This window comes from Paraburkholderia domus, assembly GCF_905220705.1.
Taxonomy (GTDB): domain Bacteria; phylum Pseudomonadota; class Gammaproteobacteria; order Burkholderiales; family Burkholderiaceae; genus Paraburkholderia; species Paraburkholderia domus.
This window is the reverse complement of record NZ_CAJNAT010000043.1, coordinates 16,875-34,497: the sequence shown is the minus strand read 5'-3', so window position 1 is coordinate 34,497 and position 17,623 is coordinate 16,875. Positions and strand designations below refer to the sequence as shown.

At 60.6% G+C, this 17,623-nt stretch carries 16 protein-coding genes; 5 read left to right on the top strand and 11 right to left on the bottom strand.

The annotated features are described in order from the left end of the window. Positions 1–29 precede the first annotated feature (29 nt). Positions 30–290, top strand: a complete 261-nt coding sequence (locus KHO31_RS36210) for a DUF4148 domain-containing protein (protein WP_200654562.1) — start codon at positions 30–32, stop codon at positions 288–290. A 149-nt stretch (positions 291–439) separates the two neighbouring features. Here KHO31_RS36210 and KHO31_RS36205 read toward each other — a convergent pair whose 3' ends face one another. The 3 genes from KHO31_RS36205 to KHO31_RS36195 form a co-directional block, all read right to left on the bottom strand. Then, positions 440–1,498 carry a BKACE family enzyme gene (locus tag KHO31_RS36205; protein WP_211625686.1) on the bottom strand — a complete coding sequence of 353 codons (1,059 nt, stop codon included), beginning with the start codon at positions 1,496–1,498 and terminating at the stop codon, positions 440–442. 155 nt (positions 1,499–1,653) lie between these two features. Continuing rightward, entirely contained in the window at positions 1,654–3,000 is a 1,347-nt protein-coding gene (locus tag KHO31_RS36200) for an MFS transporter (protein WP_236071685.1), read from the bottom strand. A gap of 183 nt (positions 3,001–3,183) precedes the next feature. Continuing rightward, positions 3,184–3,744 carry an RBBP9/YdeN family alpha/beta hydrolase gene (locus tag KHO31_RS36195; protein WP_201081556.1) on the bottom strand — a complete coding sequence of 187 codons (561 nt, stop codon included), beginning with the start codon at positions 3,742–3,744 and terminating at the stop codon, positions 3,184–3,186. Positions 3,745–3,979: 235 nt separating this feature from the next. On the opposite strand from KHO31_RS36195, the gene KHO31_RS36190 reads away from it, so the two are divergent. After that, positions 3,980–5,023 (top strand): AraC family transcriptional regulator, encoded by a 1,044-nt coding sequence (locus KHO31_RS36190; protein WP_201081554.1) that lies wholly within the window; start codon positions 3,980–3,982, stop codon positions 5,021–5,023. Positions 5,024–5,100: 77 nt separating this feature from the next. On the opposite strand, the gene KHO31_RS36185 is transcribed toward KHO31_RS36190, so the two are convergent. Beyond that, entirely contained in the window at positions 5,101–6,018 is a 918-nt protein-coding gene (locus tag KHO31_RS36185; protein ID WP_200654568.1) for a LysR substrate-binding domain-containing protein, read from the bottom strand. 99 nt (positions 6,019–6,117) lie between these two features. Between KHO31_RS36185 and glaH the strand changes: the two genes are divergently transcribed. From glaH to phaC, 3 genes are all read left to right on the top strand, one after another. Next, a complete protein-coding gene (gene glaH / locus KHO31_RS36180; protein WP_236071684.1) occupies positions 6,118–7,053 on the top strand; it encodes a glutarate dioxygenase GlaH in 936 nt (311 codons plus the stop codon). Beyond that, positions 7,050–8,330, top strand: a complete 1,281-nt coding sequence (gene lhgO, locus KHO31_RS36175) for an L-2-hydroxyglutarate oxidase (protein ID WP_201081550.1) — start codon at positions 7,050–7,052, stop codon at positions 8,328–8,330. The genes glaH and lhgO overlap by 4 nt, the downstream gene beginning before the upstream one ends. Positions 8,331–8,573: 243 nt before the next feature. Next, positions 8,574–10,301, top strand: a complete 1,728-nt coding sequence (phaC, locus tag KHO31_RS36170) for a class I poly(R)-hydroxyalkanoic acid synthase (protein WP_201086524.1) — start codon at positions 8,574–8,576, stop codon at positions 10,299–10,301. 104 nt (positions 10,302–10,405) lie between these two features. On the opposite strand, the gene KHO31_RS36165 is transcribed toward phaC, so the two are convergent. The 7 genes from KHO31_RS36165 to KHO31_RS36135 form a co-directional block, all read right to left on the bottom strand. Then, positions 10,406–11,614, bottom strand: coding sequence for a CaiB/BaiF CoA transferase family protein (locus KHO31_RS36165; protein WP_201086525.1), 1,209 nt, complete (start codon positions 11,612–11,614; stop codon positions 10,406–10,408). Between the two features lie 133 nt (positions 11,615–11,747). Continuing rightward, on the bottom strand, positions 11,748–13,019 hold the full coding sequence (locus tag KHO31_RS36160) for an MFS transporter (protein WP_211619420.1): 1,272 nt from the start codon (positions 13,017–13,019) through the stop codon (positions 11,748–11,750). A gap of 875 nt (positions 13,020–13,894) precedes the next feature. After that, positions 13,895–14,719 carry a GntR family transcriptional regulator gene (locus KHO31_RS36155; RefSeq protein WP_201081543.1) on the bottom strand — a complete coding sequence of 275 codons (825 nt, stop codon included), beginning with the start codon at positions 14,717–14,719 and terminating at the stop codon, positions 13,895–13,897. Between the two features lie 234 nt (positions 14,720–14,953). Continuing rightward, positions 14,954–15,799, bottom strand: a complete 846-nt coding sequence (locus tag KHO31_RS36150; protein WP_236555775.1) for a TauD/TfdA dioxygenase family protein — start codon at positions 15,797–15,799, stop codon at positions 14,954–14,956. Between the two features lie 349 nt (positions 15,800–16,148). After that, positions 16,149–16,436 (bottom strand): hypothetical protein, encoded by a 288-nt coding sequence (locus tag KHO31_RS36145; RefSeq protein ID WP_321207333.1) that lies wholly within the window; start codon positions 16,434–16,436, stop codon positions 16,149–16,151. A 7-nt stretch (positions 16,437–16,443) separates the two neighbouring features. Beyond that, positions 16,444–16,965: a hypothetical protein gene (locus KHO31_RS36140; RefSeq protein ID WP_200655122.1), complete on the bottom strand. Its 522-nt coding sequence runs from the start codon at positions 16,963–16,965 to the stop codon at positions 16,444–16,446. Between the two features lie 281 nt (positions 16,966–17,246). After that, positions 17,247–17,621, bottom strand: coding sequence for a BON domain-containing protein (locus KHO31_RS36135; RefSeq protein ID WP_201086526.1), 375 nt, complete (start codon positions 17,619–17,621; stop codon positions 17,247–17,249). Positions 17,622–17,623 lie beyond the last annotated feature (2 nt).

Here is a 17,623-nt window from a genome sequence, read left to right as displayed (position 1 = left end):
GATCAAAATAATCTCTGAAGGTAGTCATCATGAAATCGATCATCAAGGCCTTTGCCGTCGCTGCCCTCGTCGCCGCTCCGCTCGCTTCCTTTGCGCAGTCGAGCCAGCCCGTCACGCGCGCACAAGTCCGCGAAGAACTCGTCCAGCTTGAAAAAGCTGGCTACAACCCGAACGACTGGTTGAACTACCCGGCAAACATTCAGCACGCTGAAGCCATCGTCGCGCAACAGAACAGCAACAATACGGCTTACGGCGCCGGCACCAGCAGCACGTCGCAATCTGGCAAGTAAGAATTCAGCCAGCTCGCCCGGCATCTTGAAACAGGCCCGCATCTCGTATGAGATGCGGGCCTGTGCTATTGCAGTCGATACCTCTGCTCCGGGTTCCGGTGCCTTCGCCCGGGCCGGATGGCTTGAGCGTTTTATTAGCGTTCAATAATTCAGACGGCCTTGCGCAGGAAGCCCTGGTTACCACCGTTGCGGTTGGGCGCGAAGCCGTTGGCCAGCAGGGTCTCTTCCGCCGTGTCGTAGAACACACCGATCTTGCTGATTTCGCGCGCCTGCTGGGCGGTGGCCACCTCGCGGCCGAACTCGCGCGAGATGCGCACCAGTTGCTCGATCTGCTCGACTGTGCTCGCCTTCTTCGTGCGCGTCTGGTTCCAGAGGCAGTCCTCAGTGCCGCAGCGCACGTGCAGACCCAGCGCAATGCCCATCATGTTCACCGGCAGCACGTTGCGCACTGAACTCTCCACTGTCAGCACTGCGCCGTCCGGCGTAGCGCGCACAAAGTTGGCCAGGTTGTAGATATTCGGTGCGTCCATCCCGCCGCTGATCGCTACCCAGTTCATGACCAGTGGGCCCTTATAGATGCCACGCCGAATCAGCCGCTCCACCGACTCGAAGCTGTTGATGTTGTAGCACTGAAAAGCGCTCTGAATGCCGGCTTCGCTCAGACGGCGGATGTGCTCCTCAGCCCAGCCAGGCTGCGCCGGCACCGTCATCTCCTTGTAGGCGTTGTAGATCGCGGGGATTTCTCTCGACGTGCCCTTGAAATCCTCCAGTTCCGCATGTTCGGTGACGTTCATCTGCGAGGTGTTGATGGTCACCGTGACCTGGTCGGGCTTGGGATCGAGTTCGGCCAGCATGTGGCGCGTGTCGTCGCTCAGCCACTTGGCCGCGGCGCCTTCTGTCTCAGGCGCGAAGCTGATCGAGCCGCCCACCTGGATGATCATCTCGGGTACGCGGGCGCGCACGCCGGCGATCAGCTCGTTGAACTTCGACAGGCGTTTGCTGCCCTTACCGTCGAGTTCGCGCACGTGCAGGTGCAGCACGGTGGCGCCGGCGTTGTAGCAGTCCACGGCCTTCTCGATCTGCTGCTCCATCGTGACCGGGATGTCTTCGGGAAAATCGGAGGGCAGCCATCCTGGGGCATAGGGTGCAGCGGTGATGATCAGGGGTTGCTGGTTTTCAGGGTAGAGGGAACCGTCGAGAAAGTTCATGTCATGTTTCCAAAGACAGGTCGGGAGTAAGGAAAGAAATAGGGGGATTGGGTTGGTGATCCCAACACTCAGTAGTGCTTGTTGTCGACAATTCTCTTCCGGTAAGCCGACGACTCCGTTTGTTCGAAGCGTCTCCTAGCCCCAATGCCCCCAAATCAGGTGGCAGCGCCGGCGCTCAGGGTGTCGGCGAGGGCTGGCGCTACGTCCAGCTTCACATCGGAGATCCGTGCCACGTCCGCGTCATAACTGCGCATTGCGATGACAAAAAGCACCGCGGCCAATATGCTGAAGAGAGGAATGACGGTCAGTGCCCACTGCAAACCCCATTGGTCAGACAGGACACCCGCCAGGAACGGACCCACCGCCAGTCCGAGCACGTTTTGAAACAGGGAAAGTACGGCCGCGCCGGTAGAGCGCACACCTGGGTGAATGACGTCCATGGCAACGCCGGCAACCAAACCGACGGTGCAGTTCATGAAGAAACCGCCAAGCAGGATCAGCTTGAACTGGGCATCGCCCGTGTATGAGCCGCCAAACGCCACCACGAGAATCACCGATGTGATCAGGCACAACACGGACAGCGCGGACAGTTTGTTGCGCGGTGTGCGAAGTGCCAGGCGGCCCACCACGATGCCCCAGAAGGTGCAGCCAAAGGCGCTGACCAACACCACCGCCGCGGCCGACCTGGCTGCAGCCTCCGGGGCCATGCCGTGGAAACGGTTCAGGTAGCTGGGCAACCACGACCACATGGCCGACACCGTAATCAGTTGTGCCGCCGCTCCAACGCAAACCCATAGGAGCGTTCGCGTGCGCGCCATCGCGACAAAGATGTGCTTGAGCGTCCCGCCCAGCGAATGGGTCGCCTGGTTCGGGCTTGGCGTCAGTGCCACCGTCTTGTAGTCGCGCACGAACAGATAAAGCAATGCCAGCACGAGCCCAGGTACGCCGACCACACCAAATGCGGCCTTCCAGCCCCACCTGGCCGCGATCATGCCCCCCAACACCACGCCCAGCACAGACCCCAGCGAGGGAGCCGCGTAGAAGATGCCGAGCGCGGCGCTCCGCAAGCGCTTGGGAAACAGTGTCGAGATAAGGGCGACTCCCACCGAACCGTAGCCTGTTTCACCCACCCCCACCATCGCACGCGCCACAAACAATTGACTGTAATTGGCCGTGAACATGCACGAGATAGTGGCCAGGCTCCAGGTGATAGCCATCACAACAATGCTCTTTACACGGCCCATGCGGTCTGCCACCAGCGCTACCGGTAATCCCCCCACCCCCACTACGATGGAAATGACGGAAACCAGGGAACCCAGTTGTTTGTCACTCAGGTTCCAGTCGCTCTTGATGTGGGGAAATAGCGAGACGATCACCTGTCGGTCGACAAAATCGAAAAACATGAGCGCGAAGGTCATCGCAAAGGCAAACCAGGCCTGCCGCCGGCTCGTCAGGTAGTCGTCGTTGTTGCCGTCCTCGGGGTCATCGGGTATCACGTGCACGCTTGTCTCCTAACATTTTTGAAATACCGGCCACGGTTCTGACGCCTCGCGTGTTTAGACGGCCTTACGCAGGAAGCCGCGTTTCCCACCGTTGCGGTTGGGCGCGAATCAACCCATCACGACGCGCTGCCCGTCATCCACCGAGAGCGTCGCGCCCGTCAGTGGCACTTGGCCATCGTTCGGTCATGAGAGTTCGCGAATGAACTCTTCGGCCCGCGGCCATTCGCCATGGCCCGAGGCCGGATTCAGATGCCCGACCTCGCCGAGTTCGACGAAGCGACTGCCCCACGCCTGCGCGAACTCGCTGGCGCGATCGAGACGCGTCAGTGGATCGTTGCAGCCTGCCGCAACGATGCTCGGAAACGGCAATCTACCGCGCGGGATCGGCAGCCAGCCATGCTCTTTCAGTACGTCAATCGCCGGGTAGCCTGTCGGCATGGGCGTCTCGAGATCCGCGGGTGCCGCAAGCAGTGCGCCGCGCACCTCGCGTGTCGAACCCCGCGCCACCCAGTGGGCGATCATCATCGCGCCGGCGCTGTGCGCCACGATGATCACGGGCCCCTCGATAGCGGCCAGAGCACGGTCGATCGCGTCGACGCGAGCCGCGCAGCTCAGCTTGTCGTGCTCAAGCGGGGCGACGCTGCATACACGGGGCAGCTTCGCCGCCAACAGGGTCTGCCAGTGGTTCGGCACATGCTCACGCAGGCCGGGGACGATGAGAACGGTTGGCGTCATAGAGTCCATGTCGATCATTCAGTCAGGCATGTCACCGGTGAAGGTGATGCGTTCCATCTTGCGGTGGCACGGCTGTTAATCCATCACTGCGTAGTGCTGGGTTGAGCGGCTGCCCGGGAACTCAACGGTGTCTTTCTTCCAACGAAAACGCGCGTGATGTAGTGTGGGTGTGATGGGTTTCCCCCGCTTGACAATACATGACAGGGACTTATCATTTCGTGCCAGTCTTCAATTCGGTTTTCCGATGTCGTCACTTGTCCGCGCCGCGAGCTTAACCAACTACAACGAGGTCGCTCGCGCATCCGGACTGGACCCGGTGCGGATGCTTCTTGACGCGGGGTTAAGTCCGGGCGTACTGCGCGAGCCGGACCTCATGATTCCGGTCGAGCGTGTCGGACAACTGCTCCAGGCGTCCGCAACCCTGTCGGGCAACGAAAGTTTCGGGCTGTGCATGGCCGAGTCGCGCCTCTTGTCCAACCTTGGGGCGGTAGGATTGCTAATCCGCGACCAGGCGACGCTGCGCGACTCGCTCGACATGCTGATGCGCTACCAGTCGTTGCTCAACGGTGCGCTGTCGATGGCGATCGAAGAATGCGGCGAACTGGTCATCATTCGCGAGGCGGTCATTGCTGGCCGTGCGCATCAGCCCACGCGCCAAAGGGTTGAACTGGCGCTAGGTGTCATGGTGCAATTGATACGCCAGCTCCTCAAGACCGACTGGCAGCCGCGGCGGGTATGCTTCGAACATCCGGCGCCGCGCGACACCAGTACGCACCAACGGTTTTTTGGCAGTTGCGTCGAGTTCGACTATGACTTCAACTGCATCATCTGCGCGAAGGACGATCTCGACGCACGCAACCCGTCAGCCGACCCGGCGATGGTGCGCTATGCGCAGCAGTTGCTAGACGCGTCAGCCATGTCGCAGCAGGCGACCATGCTTGAGGACGTGCGGCGCACGATCCTGCTGCTGTTACCCAGTGGACGCTGCGGCATCGAACAGGTGGCCGAGCACCTCGGCGTGGTGTGCCGCACGGTCCAGCGCCGGCTGGCGGAACAGGGGCAGAGCTTCTCGTCGATCGTCAACGACATCCGCAAGGAGCTGAGCACGCGTCATGTCATCGAGAGCGATCGTCCGTTGACCGAGGTGGCAACCCTACTCGGTTTTTCCGCGCCGAGCGCATTCTCCCGCTGGTATCACACGCAATTCGGTTGCAGTGCCAAGGAGAGCCGGGCGGCGCGCGGCGCAGTGCGCAGACAGACAGCACCTGCGCCGGCAAGAAGGGCATAACCCTTTACCAAGCCATGTGTATCGCCGAGGACGGCTGATCCAACGCGTGGAGGAACCGGGGGTGCTGTAGCTCAGTGTCAATTCGTCCCCTGTCGCTTAACGAGGCCGCCGTATGACAGCGCTGTATCGATGACCCCCCGCACGCAAGGCGAATGCTCGCGAACACGATACGCCACCGCGATTTCGACCTGATCTTCGAAGTCGCTTAAAGGTTTGAACACCACGCCGGGTTGAGCGAATCCCTGGATGGATTGAGGCACGAGGGCTACGCCGTAGCCCGCAGACGCCATGCTGACCGCAGTAATGAAATCGTTGACCCGGTACTCCGGTTGCGCGTCGAACCCACCGACGCGGCCGAGTCTGGCGAGATCTTCCGCGAAGCCGGCCGCCTCATTGAACTGCGGCGCAATGAATGACACCCCGCGCAACTGGGAAGCCTTCACGGCTTTCACGCGCGCGAGTGGGCTGTCCGCCGGCAGCGCAATCAGCAAGCGTTCGCGCTGAACGACTTTGGCTGTGACCCCGTCGGGATAGTGCGCACGAGGCCGAATGAAACCGACATCGATGGTCCCGTCTGACAAACGTTCCAGTTGCGTCGGCGTTTCCATCGCCACGACGTGCATACGGACGTCCGGGCTCGCCATCCTGAATGCCCTGAGCGTATCGGGCAGCAGCCCGGTCGTGACGGCCGAGCCGATATAGCCCAGCGCAACGTGACCCGCTTCTCCTCGTGCTGCCAGACGCCCGATGCGATCGGCGCGCTCCAGTTGCCGCAGTGCGGCCTTGGCTTCGACCAGAAAAACGTCCCCCGCATCGGTCAGCGTGATCGCCGCGCGTTTGTTGCGGTTGAGCAGCCGTACGCCGAGATCGGTTTCAAGCCTCTTGATCTGCTGGCTGAGCACCGATTGCGCGATATCGAGCCGGTCGGCTGTGCGGGCGAAGTGCAAATCTTCGGCCAATGCGACGAATAGTTTGAGTTGCCGACTATCGAGCATTTTTAATCTCAATCTACGAATAAAAACGTAGTTTATACGTGTTTAACCAATCACAGATAAAGAGTCAAATAGCCATACTTTCTTCCCAAGGACACCTTCATGAGCTCCGTCACAGCATTGCCGATGGCCGCACCGGTCGATTCGCAACTGAAGTTTTCGATCGAGCGTCATCCCCATCACGAACGTCTGCGACATATCACGGTGCAACCTGACGCGCTGCAGAAATTCTTCTCTTCCGTCAAAGACATCGACCTCCAGAACCTCGAATACGTGCCGTTCATGCGCTTTATGGTGGCGGACGCGCTCGAGCGCGCAGTCGGCGACGGATTCGCCCCTGCGCTTCGGCAACTCGTGCGGGACCGATCCACCGGAGGATTCACACTGGGCGTCCAGGACGCGACCACCGATCCTCGCGACTTCGTCCTTTTCGGAACGGCAGTCGGGTACCTGCTTGGACCGGCGAATCACGACTCGATGTCCGGCACGTATTACGCGCGCTTCCTCGTGAAGGACACGGACAACAGCGACTCCTACCTGCGTCAGGCATACCGCCTGTTCACGTTGCACACAGACGGAACCTTTGTCGACGAGCCGACCGAATGGCTGCTCATGATGAAGTTCGCGGAAGAGAACGCGCTCGGCGGCGAGTCGCGCTTCATGCATCTCGACGACTGGAGCGAGCGCGACACGTTCCTCAACAATCCACTCGGCACCCGGCCATTTCTCTACAAGGCGCCGGGTTCGAAGAACGTCGACGCGCAAGTCGAACGCCCCGTGTTCTTCCAGAACGAGTATGGCCTCGCGATGTCGTTCATCGATCAATTCGTGCAGCCCCGTTCATCCGCCGAAGCGGTTTATCTGCACGACCTGTCGGCGTCGATGGAAGCGTCCTCCGCGACGCGCGAAGTGCCGCTTCCCGTGGGCGACCTCGTGGTCCTCAACAATTATTTCTGGCTGCACGGCCGGGCGCCGTTCAGGAAGCATCCGGCGCTTCATCGTGAACTGATGCGCCAACGCGGAGTGTTCGCACAATGACGACCGCCCAGCATCACCGCGGCTATGACGCGGACGTCCTGATCGTAGGCGGTGGCATCGTCGGCGTCTCGACGGCCATGCAACTGATCGAACGTCATCCGGGCCTGAGCGTGCTGCTGCTCGAGAAGGAGGCCTCACTCGCAGCTCACCAGTCCAGTCACAACAGCGGCGTGATCCACGCGGGCGTGTATTACGCGCCGGGAAGCCTCAAGGCCGACTTCTGCAGGCGAGGCGCCGCCGCGACCTATGAGTTCGCCCGCCGGCATGACGTGCGGGTCGAGCAATGCGGCAAGCTGATCGTCGCGACCGAAAACGTCGAAATCGAAAGACTGAATGCGCTCTACGCACGTTGCGAGCAAAACCGGCTCGAACCGCAGATGCTCGATGAGGCAGCGTTGAGGGAACTCGAACCGCGCATCGCGGGTCGCGCGGCGATCCGCGTGGCGTCGAGCGGCATCGCGGACTATCCGGGCATGACCACGACAATGGCCCGACTCGCGCAGGAGCAAGGCGCACAGATTCTGCTGAACCAGCGTGTCGACGCGCTCCACGAGGACGAGAACGGCATTACCGCGGAGACCTCGGGCGGCCGCTTCCGGGCAAAGTACGCCATCGTCTGCGCAGGGCTGATGGCGGATCGTCTCGCGAAGATGTGCAATGTCGATCTCGATTTTCGGATCGTGCCGTTTCGCGGCGAATACTATCGATTGCCGGCGTCGAAGAACGACATCGTGAAGCACCTGATCTATCCGGTGCCAGATCCTGATCTGCCCTTTCTCGGCGTGCACCTGACGCGCATGATCGGAGGATATGTCACGGTGGGCCCTAACGCCGTGCTGGCGCTGGCGCGCGAGGGCTATCGCTGGCGCGACGCAAGTCTGAAGGATCTCGCCGGCATGGCAGCGTTCCCGGGCTTCTGGAAGATGCTCGGAAAGCATGGCGCATCGGGGCTCATCGAGATGCGCAACTCGCTGTGGAAACGGGGCTATCTCGAACTGTGCCGCCGATACTGTCCGGAACTCGAGCTGTCCGACCTCGAGCCTTACCCGTCCGGCGTCCGCGCGCAGGCCGTAATGGCGGACGGCAGCATGGTGCATGACTTCCTGATCCGTTCGTCGCAGCGCAGTCTGCACGTATGCAACGCACCGTCTCCGGCGGCGACCTCCGCGTTGCCGATCGGCGCCTATCTCGTCGACGAGTTCGACGCGCGTTTCGATCTTGCTCCACTTACCCGGTCGTACTCGTCCGACCAGGTACAGGGTCTGGCGATCGGGTAAGCACACGGCCGGGCGACCTTCTGCATGGGAGATCGAAGGGGCGAGCCTGTGCGTGCCGTGCGCCATGTGTATGACTTTGGGTCGCGGCCAATGCGCACGGTGCATACTGCAACTCAAGCTGCGGTATATTGAGCCGGCACAGGAATCTGAGGCTTGACCCATTCAATTTAGAAGCTCGTCAGTCGGGACTCTCGCCGTCAGGAGGGAGTTAACAGATGCTGACGACGGAACTCAGGAGATAGCATGGCTTCCCCGTTCAATATGCCGGACGAGTTCGTCCAGGGTTTCTTCAAATCCGGGCAGAGCCTGCTGCACGCCTTCACCGGCATGAGCGACGATGCACCTGCCAGCGCAGGAAGCACGCCGGTGTCGGCGTTGGCATTGGCCCAGGCGCAAGCCCATTACTGGCAGCAGCAGATGGCCTTGTACATGGGCATGATCGCAAGCGCTACCGGAAAAACCCCGGAACCGACCGTCCAGCCCGAGCGCGGCGACCGGCGATTCAGCGCCGAGGCCTGGAACAACAATGCCTGGTACAGCCTTCTGAAACAGACATACCTGCTCAACTCGCGCCTGCTCAATGACATGGTCGAAGCGGCGGGCCTCGGTGAGAAGGAAAAGCACAAGCTGCGTTTCTACGCGCGCCAGTTCATCGATTCGATGAGCCCGGCCAACTTCGCCGCCACCAACCCTGATGCAATGAAAACCGCGCTTGAGACGCAGGGCGAGAGCGTGCGTGCCGGTTTCGCCAATCTGCTCGAAGACCTGAAGCGCGGCCGGATCTCGATCACCGATGAAACTGCCTTCGAGGTAGGCCGCAACGTGGCCGTGTCAAAAGGCTCGGTGGTGTTTGAGAACGAACTGTTCCAGTTGATCCAGTACGCACCGCTCACTGACGAGGTCGCCGAGCGGCCGCTCGTGATCGTGCCGCCCTGCATCAACAAGTTCTACATCCTCGACCTCCAGCCGGAGAACTCGTTCGTGCGTTTCGCGTGCGAACAGGGGCAGACGGTGTTCCTCGTGTCGTGGCGCAACCCTGACGCGAACCTGGGCCACATCACCTGGGACGACTACCTCGAAAAGGGCGCGATCAAGGCGATCGAGGTCGGACAAGCGATCAGCGGCGCCGACAAGGTCAATGCGGTCGGCTGGTGCGTGGGCGGCACGATCCTGTCGTCGGCGCTCGCGGTGTTGCGCGCGCGCGGCGACGATCCGGTGGAAAGCCTCACGCTGCTCACGACCATGCTCGATTTCAGCGACCCGGGCGATCTCGGCGTGTTCATTGACGAGCAGGGCGTGTCGCAGCGCGAGCAGACCATCGGACGCGGCGGCATCTATTCAGGTGGCGAACTCGGCTTTGTCTTTCAGACCCTGCGTGCCAACGATCTCATCTGGCCGTATGTCGTCAACAACTACCTGAAGGGCGGTGCGCCGCAAGCGTTCGACCTGCTGTACTGGAACGCCGACGGCACCAACCTCCCGGGGCCAATGTACGCCTGGTATCTGCGCAACATGTACCTGGAAAACAACCTGTGCAAGGCAGGGCAGCTCTCGATGTGCGGCACGCCGGTGGACCTCGGACGGATCGACATGCCGAGCTATGTCTTCGGCACACAGGAAGATCACATCGTGCCGTGGCGGGGCGCGTATCGCTCGACGCAGCTGGTAGGGGGCGAGACGCAATTCGTGCTTGGCGCGAGCGGACATATCGCGGGCGTCATCAATCCGGCATCGAAGAACAAGCGCAGCTTCTGGACCGACGGCACGCTCGGCGATGACCCGGAGGCATGGCTTGCGACGGCGAAGTCGCAGCCGGGAAGCTGGTGGACGCACTGGATGAACTGGCTGAAACCGCATGCGGGCAAACAGATCAAAGCGCCCAAGCGGGCGGGCAATTCGAAATACAAGCCGATCGAACCCGCGCCGGGGCGCTACGTCGCGAGGCACCCGCCGGAAGTGATGGGCGCTTGACCGGCAACGGCCTTTAGACCAGGCGGTCACGCGCGTGCGCGTTCTCGATGGCGATTGACAGCGCCTCCAGAGTCAGAGGCGCAGTGCTGCGTCCGCGCACGACGTCAGATGACGCCGTCAGCCTTCAATCGGGAGAGTTGCTCACCGGACAGCCCGAGCAACGTCTGGAGCACGTCGTCCGTGCCTTCCCCCAGTCGAGGCGGCGCGCTTCGTACCGGCAAGCGCGCGCCGTCGAAGCGCCAGGGCGGAGCGAGGACTTGCGTGCTGCCAACCTCCGGATGCGGATGCGTCGTCACGAGTCCAGCATCGTGCGCGCGCTTCGAGGTCAGCGCTTCGTGGAGCCCGAGAACTTCACCGCATGGAATGCCGGCCTGCGTCAAACGGTCGAGCAGACTGCGGCGCTCTCTTCGCCCGATCTCGCGATCGATTTCGGGCACCAGCACCGCCCGATTCGCGGCGCGGCCGATATTGGTCTGGAAGCGATCGTCCTCGGCAAGATCGGGCCGTTCGATTACCTCGCGGCAAAAGCGTGCAAACTGGTTATTGTTGCCGACCGTGATGACGAGCGGCCCATCCGCGGCGTCGAACACACCGTACGGTACGATTGAAGGATGCGCGTTTCCGTAACGCGGCGTGTCTTCGCCCGCGATCAGCGCTTCCACCCCGCAATACGAGGTGATCATCAGTCCGCAGTCGAACAGCGCCATTTCAATGTGATGTCCCTTGCCGGTTCGTTGACGTTCGAAGAGCGCCGCCAGAATGGCCTGGGCCGAGTACATCCCTGTGAACATGTCGACTGCGGCGATCCCGAACTTCAACGGGGGCTGGCCGGCCTCGCCGTTGAGCGCCATCAGCCCGGCCTCGCCCTGAACCACAAGATCGTAGCCGGGGCGTGCGGCCTCCGGTCCCGTGCGGTCGTAGCCGGAAATCGAGCAGTAGATCAGGTCCTCGTGGTTCTGCTTCAGTTGCTCGTAGCCGAGACCCAGCTTCTCCATGCCGCCGAACTTGAAGTTCTGAATCACGACGTCGCTCTTCTGAGCCAGATCCCGCGCGATCTGCTGGCCCTCGGCGGTTTGCAGGTCAAGGCTCACCGAGCGCTTGTTGCGGTTGACGCTATTGAAATAGGCCGTCTCGGTCGATCCGATGCGCAAGCCCCAATCGCGCGTATCGTCGCCGCGCTTCGGGTGCTCGACCTTGATGACTTCGGCGCCGAGGTCGCCCAGCACCATGCCGCACCACGGGCCCGCCAGCACGCGGGAAAGATCGAGCACACGCACGCCCGCGAGCGGCAGCGATGGATTCAGGTTTGACATAGCAAGTCCGTATTTGCAGGAGTTTCTGGCTCACCCGGCGTAAGCGGTGTAGCTGGCCCATCAAGGCGGGCCACTCGGAACATGGACATCAGAAAACGTCCAGTCGATGAGGTTCACCGCGCCGGCGGCACGCTCAGCCGCGTCGCGCTTCCGCGATGTGACACCACCGGCCAATGAGGTACACCGTGAGGGGCAGAACTGCCGCGAGCGGAAGCAGGCGCAACGCGCCTTGAAGACCCACCGCGTCCGCTACCACACCGGTGAAAAAGGGACCCGCTGCGAGGCCTAAAATATTGTTGAACAGCGTCAGTGTGGCAAATGCCGAGCCATGGATAGCTGGCGGTGTGGCCCCAGCAATAATCGCGCTACATGTGCCGAACGAACTGGCAAGGAAAAACACCGCGGGCGCAAGGAGCGCGAGCTGCAGATTGCCCGGTGGCAAGCGGAACGCGACCGCCAGCAGGATGCCCAGCACGAGGCAATAACCAATGGCCATGTTCCACCGCTTAAGCGACGAGTCCCGGCTGATCCGGTCGGTGATCACACCGCACAGAAGTTGGCCCATGCCGCTGACAAGGACAAGGCCGGCCGCCACGACGGCTGCCTTGCTGACAGGCATGTCCCAGTAACGATTCAGGTAGCTGGGCAGCCACACGAAAAGCGTGCCCTGAATGAAGATTTGCGAGGCGCTGCCGAGGTACGCACAAAAGACGGAGCGGGATGGGAACAGGCCAGAGAAAAACGCTCGAGGCGTCAGTTTCAGACGCTCCGCCACCGGCGTTCCGCTCGCATTGGCCGCATGCGCACGCGCGAGCCTTTTTTCCGAGACGACGAAGAAGTAAATGATCACCAACACAAAACCGAAGATCGCCATCAGACCCATCGACCAGCGCCAGCCAAAGTGAGTCGCAACGACGCCGGAAAGCGAAACACCGAGCACGGACCCAAAGGCAGCGGCAGACGTAAAGCCGCCGGCAATGGTAGAGCGCAGACGCTTTGGAAAGATGCTCATGAGCATCGCGAGTCCGACACTTCCGTAAGCAGCCTCGCCGACACCAACGAAGATGCGCGCGATGAACATCTCGTTGTAGCTGCTGGCAATCGCGCAACCGAGCGTGGCAACGCTCCACAGCGCAGCCATCAGCGCAATGCTTTTGACACGCCCCCAACGGTCCGCGACTATCGAAAATGGGAGGGTCAGCACGCCGACCGCCAACGGCACCACGCCGCTAATCGAACCGAGCTTTGTATCGGTCAGCTGCCACTGCACTTTCAAGATCGGAAACAAGGCATTGAGCGCCTGCCGCGACATGTAGTCAGACAGCAAAAGGCAAAACATCAATGCAAATACCACCCAGGCGTAGACTCGGGCGCCACTGGTAGCCGCCGCCGACTCGGCCGGCATTACGTTACTTGTATAAGGGCTCAATTCTGTCTCCTCCGATGATTCTCTAAATTCATATTGAATCGTGCCGCCTGGTGTCGTCTGGCCCCTGTGAGGCAAGACCGCTAAACCGGGACCGGCAGTGGTTTCTGCTGACCGTCAGCATCACCGGACGCTTTCTTTGTGTCGCCCGTGCGCGCTTTGGATTTCAACGCTTATTTCAAGCGTCTCGATGACTTGTGGAAGGCGCTTGCCAGTATGAACACCTCCGTATAAGTGTTGCGCCAAAGCCTCCCTTGCGGCTGCGAAGCTCCTGACGACGGACACTGATTTCAGGATAGCACCGGGAATTATTTTTGGCGACATTAATTATTATCAGCACGCGAAACGTCACGTCTGAGCGCAGAAGCGAACTGTTACGACGCGGCGTAAACCCTAAGCAAAGCTAAGGTTCGTCATATTGGGGGCGCGACGAAACGATCATCGACAAGGATTTCTCGCACCGGATCGAGCTGGTCCGGCACAAGTAAAGTTGAAGCGTGCGTGGCCTGATCGCGGGATCGGCACGATGCACTGCGTGTACGCGAATCCGCTGATGCGGGAGCAAGATTCCCGCACTGGCGTGTAGCAAACTACCGAAGGTGCTGGTATGCGGTGTCTGCTACCAGGTGAACGTACCCAGCGTCGAGGAGAGGATGGATGAGCGGGAAGCGGAGTCGATTCCGACGACATGACATCCCAACGTGCCGCAACTATGCACGGAATGTTCCAATCAATTCGCGCTGCACCGCGGCCACGATAGACGGGGCACCGGCAACGGAAAACCCACCGCGGCGTTCCAAAAGATGGAACGCCGCGCAATCAGGATTCAACTTTCCTTAGCAGCCCGGAGCGACTCACTCTGCAGAGGCGGCTGCTACTCGGGCCCGCGCCGGCTTTGTGGCACGTGCAGGTCGACTGTCTGCCGGTTTTGCAACGATTGCGCGAATGGCAGCGTCCCTGGCGTCGTCCAGCCGCGACGCTGCAAGGGAAAGCAGTAGCTTGTTGTCCCGCTTGATCGCCGCCTTCTGCAGCGCGCTCCAGACTTTTAAAGATGTGCGAACCGACTGAGGCTTAGCCACAAATCCTAGCCGAACATACCGCAGGGTTCTCAATGAGATGGAGTGCAGGACATCGACCAGAAGCCGGTTGCGGCACAGATCGACCGTGTTGAAATTCAGGAGGAAGCTTTCCACGGCATAGGCGTCGACCGACTCCTCGGCCGCCCTGGTTAGCCTGGGCATATGCTCGTTCAGTAACGCCTCGAGTTCGGACGGGTTTTCGCGCGCCACCTGCTCCAACATCGTGACGTAAAGCACGCTGCGCACACGGAAAATGTCCCGAAGCTCATTCTCGTCGGGCGCCGTAACGATCGCCCCGCGTCTGGCCTGAAACTCAACCAGGCGGTCCCGCTCCAGAATACGCATCGCTTCGCGCACCGGCGCGCGGCTAACGTGCAGCACCTCGCTGATATCTTTCTCCAGCAAGCGCTGCCCCGACTTCACCAGGTCAAGCGTAATGACCCCGGCCAGCCGGGCAGCGATCTGCTCGGCAATCGGCACCGAGGCATACGCCCAGTCCTGCCCGCGCAGCACCGCCCGCTCGACTGCCAGCATCAGTGAATTCTTGGGCGTAAGGAGCGAGGAAAGATCGGGAAGGTTCTGCGTTTTATTTCGGGCCATGGCGTATAGCGCAATTAATTTTCGTCGAATTTAATCCTTTAACCATTATAGTCTCCAGCATTCTAATGTCGACAAAAACTCCCCGGCCGACGGCCGCATCGAGCATTCGGTGGGCAGCACGGGCGACAGCCATGACGACGCGCTGACCGAGCCAAGCAATGATCCATGCAAAACCGAACTGCGACCGCCCGAGAGAGCCCGAACACCTCGAGCCTCGCGAGGACAAGCAAACGGTTAGTATGGTTTATCGCCTTCGATTCCTGCTCGCTCCATCTTGCGCGGAGCCGGCCAATAATCCATGACCGCGTAGTGCTGCGTTGACCGGTTGTCCCAGATGGCAATACTGTTCGGTTTCCACCGGAAGCGAACCTGATACTCAGGGATCGATGCCTGGCTCAGCAGATAATTCAGCAGAAGGCTCGCACCTGGCGTCTTGTCCAAACCGCAACGCACATTCTCAGGTGTGTGGTAGTTGGCGAAATGCGTCGTGAAGCTGCTGACGTAAAGAATCTTTTCGCCAGTCTCTGGGTGAGTCCGCACGACAGGGTGCTCCACCTCTGGATTCTGCGCCGCAAGTTTTCTTCGCTCCTCCGGATCCATTGCCGCACCGAACGAGTGCTCAATGCTGCTTTTTGCTCTCAACCCCTCGATGCGCTTCTTGATCTCTTCTGGTAGTTGCTTATAAGCCTCTACCATGTTGACCCAGATGGTGTCACCCCCAACCTCCGGACACTCGACGCAGCGCAACACGGCACCCATAGATGGGTTCGGCCGCCAAAGTCCGTCACTGTGATAGTTGTTTTCGTAAGGATTCTTTTGTTGCGATCGATAGATCTGCACGAGGCCCGGGTTTTCCGGATCGCTCTCCGCAACGGGATGCTCTTCCAATTTCCCGAAGCGGCTCGCAAAGGCGACATGCTCTTTCCGGGAGATATCTTGATCTCGAAAAAAGAGGACTCGGTGCTTAAGCAACAAAGCCTTGATTTCCGCGAACAGCGATGCATCTCGGGACGCATCCCCCAGGCTCACACCGGACACCTCGGCACCAATGCAAGCGGTCAGTCTTTCTACCTTAATCATGAGCGATATCTCCTTGTATCTGGCGGGAATTTCGCCAATTCCCCCACCGTCGCCGCGTGGCGCCGCAGCTTTACGAAACCGAAAAATATTGTTGCCCCGCATCTGTACAAACAAGATAGCAGACCATCTTATTTATGTCGACATTAATTTCATGCTCGCCAGACTTAGTCGGTCGTGAAATACGATGGCAGGTATGGCTAGCCGTGCGCCGTGCCCGCCGCAGGCCTGGTTGATCGCGAGTTATTGATGCCGCCGCTCGGGCTGGCGGTAGCGCGCGAGTACTCCCTTGATCGAGCAACTGGCACTTGAATGGTCGGATGAATCCTCGCGACGCTTTCTGCTGAAGCAGTCATGGCGCGCGCCTGGCGAGCGCGCTGATCAACCGAAGCAGTTCCAACGCCCGCGCTGCGGCGCGAGAACCGTCTGGCAAGTCTCCCCGAACATAAAGAGGGCGAAGCTCCTCGATTTCGGTCAGCGCACCAAGCAGTTCGCCTTCCGCAAGGGAATACTTGCGCAGCATGTTCACGACGAGCATCGAGTTGTGGACGATGTCCTCACTGTCTGAAGTGACGCCGCGGCGATGCAGCGCGTAGTTCGCCCAGTGTGTCCCGGCCAGCATCGCTGCCTCAATTTTCATTTCCCAGTCATCTTCGCCGAGAATCCTTAGCGACGTCTCGATGTTCTCGGCTTTGATCCGATGATTCCCGGTTTTCATAGTCGGTATCCCTCAACGCTTGTTCGAATGCGTACACGACTTGTGTAAACGCTTGTTCACATTCGTCGACGATGGCTTGTGTTGGAGCGCAATCTCCGCGAATGCATGGATCCCGGTGATACTCGATGGTATGCAACGCGTGTTCGAGTTGCCGAATGGCCTGAGGTACTTCTCCCTCGATTGCCGGCCAATCGACATGGCTCACATCGCCGAGCCCGCGCAACTCGCGCGCGTAGCTACCGTCCGCTTGCTTCACAACGTGCACGCCGGGAATGGTCGAGAACACGGGATCGTCACGCGTCAGACCAGTGAGGTGCAGCGTTGCATTGAAGACGTTGATACTTGCGGTCAGCGTGGTCCAGAACCACAATTCGAAGTCTGCTAACGGATCGAGATGCTGTCGAAGCGCCGACAAGCGTCGCACCTTGTCGAGGTGAGAGATGACCTTCATGACAGGTTCCTCCTTGCGTGAACGGCTGACCGGTCTGGGTATTCATGAAGTGCGACGGACCCCACAACATGCCGTGCTTCGAGTTCCAGTTGCGCTTATAACGCGCGAGCTAATGGTCGTCTTCGCTCACTCGACGGTCGATCATGACGGCGCATCGCGAACCCTGACTCACGCAAGGCGCAGTCGACCTGGAAAGGTCGCGCGCGGTTTGCAGACGTGAGTCAGGTTCAAATCCATTGGGCAAGTCTGTCTATTCAAATTCAACCAGCCTGCGCGCCGCTCTACTGGCCGAACGGCCGCTGCACCGAGAGCTTGCTGGTCACCGACGTCACACCCTCGACGCCCTTCACGATCTCGGTGACGGTATTGATCTGCGACGCGTCCGGGACCGTGCCGCTGATCATCACCGTGCCGCCTTTCGCGGTGACACCGATGTCGCCCGCGTCGATCTCCTTGTGCTTCGCGAGTGCTGCGTACACCTTGCGTCGTAGCGCTCGATTCGCCTGCCGTGTGGCTTTGGCCGTCATCCCGCCAGACGCGGTGACCGCCGTGCCAGCCGAGGCCCCTGCCGACGCGCCGTCCTGCGCCCACGCGCCGATCGACACCGCCGTGATCGCGACGCCAAGCGCCACCCTGAGTCCATTCATCGTTTTCATCG

Coding starts and splice junctions, on each gene's coding strand:
- KHO31_RS36140 (WP_200655122.1), bottom strand. CDS start 16,965: ATGAAGGTCATCTCTCACCTCGACAAGGTGCGACGCTTGTCGGCGCTT.
- KHO31_RS36160 (WP_211619420.1), bottom strand. CDS start 13,019: ATGCCGGCCGAGTCGGCGGCGGCTACCAGTGGCGCCCGAGTCTACGCC.
- KHO31_RS36210 (WP_200654562.1), top strand. CDS start 30: ATGAAATCGATCATCAAGGCCTTTGCCGTCGCTGCCCTCGTCGCCGCT.
- KHO31_RS36135 (WP_201086526.1), bottom strand. CDS start 17,621: ATGAAAACGATGAATGGACTCAGGGTGGCGCTTGGCGTCGCGATCACG.
- phaC (WP_201086524.1), top strand. CDS start 8,574: ATGGCTTCCCCGTTCAATATGCCGGACGAGTTCGTCCAGGGTTTCTTC.
- KHO31_RS36205 (WP_211625686.1), bottom strand. CDS start 1,498: ATGAACTTTCTCGACGGTTCCCTCTACCCTGAAAACCAGCAACCCCTG.
- KHO31_RS36155 (WP_201081543.1), bottom strand. CDS start 14,719: ATGGCCCGAAATAAAACGCAGAACCTTCCCGATCTTTCCTCGCTCCTT.
- KHO31_RS36145 (WP_321207333.1), bottom strand. CDS start 16,436: ATGAAAATTGAGGCAGCGATGCTGGCCGGGACACACTGGGCGAACTAC.
- glaH (WP_236071684.1), top strand. CDS start 6,118: ATGAGCTCCGTCACAGCATTGCCGATGGCCGCACCGGTCGATTCGCAA.
- KHO31_RS36165 (WP_201086525.1), bottom strand. CDS start 11,614: ATGTCAAACCTGAATCCATCGCTGCCGCTCGCGGGCGTGCGTGTGCTC.
- KHO31_RS36195 (WP_201081556.1), bottom strand. CDS start 3,744: ATGGACTCTATGACGCCAACCGTTCTCATCGTCCCCGGCCTGCGTGAG.
- KHO31_RS36185 (WP_200654568.1), bottom strand. CDS start 6,018: ATGCTCGATAGTCGGCAACTCAAACTATTCGTCGCATTGGCCGAAGAT.
- KHO31_RS36190 (WP_201081554.1), top strand. CDS start 3,980: ATGTCGTCACTTGTCCGCGCCGCGAGCTTAACCAACTACAACGAGGTC.
- lhgO (WP_201081550.1), top strand. CDS start 7,050: ATGACGACCGCCCAGCATCACCGCGGCTATGACGCGGACGTCCTGATC.
- KHO31_RS36150 (WP_236555775.1), bottom strand. CDS start 15,799: ATGATTAAGGTAGAAAGACTGACCGCTTGCATTGGTGCCGAGGTGTCC.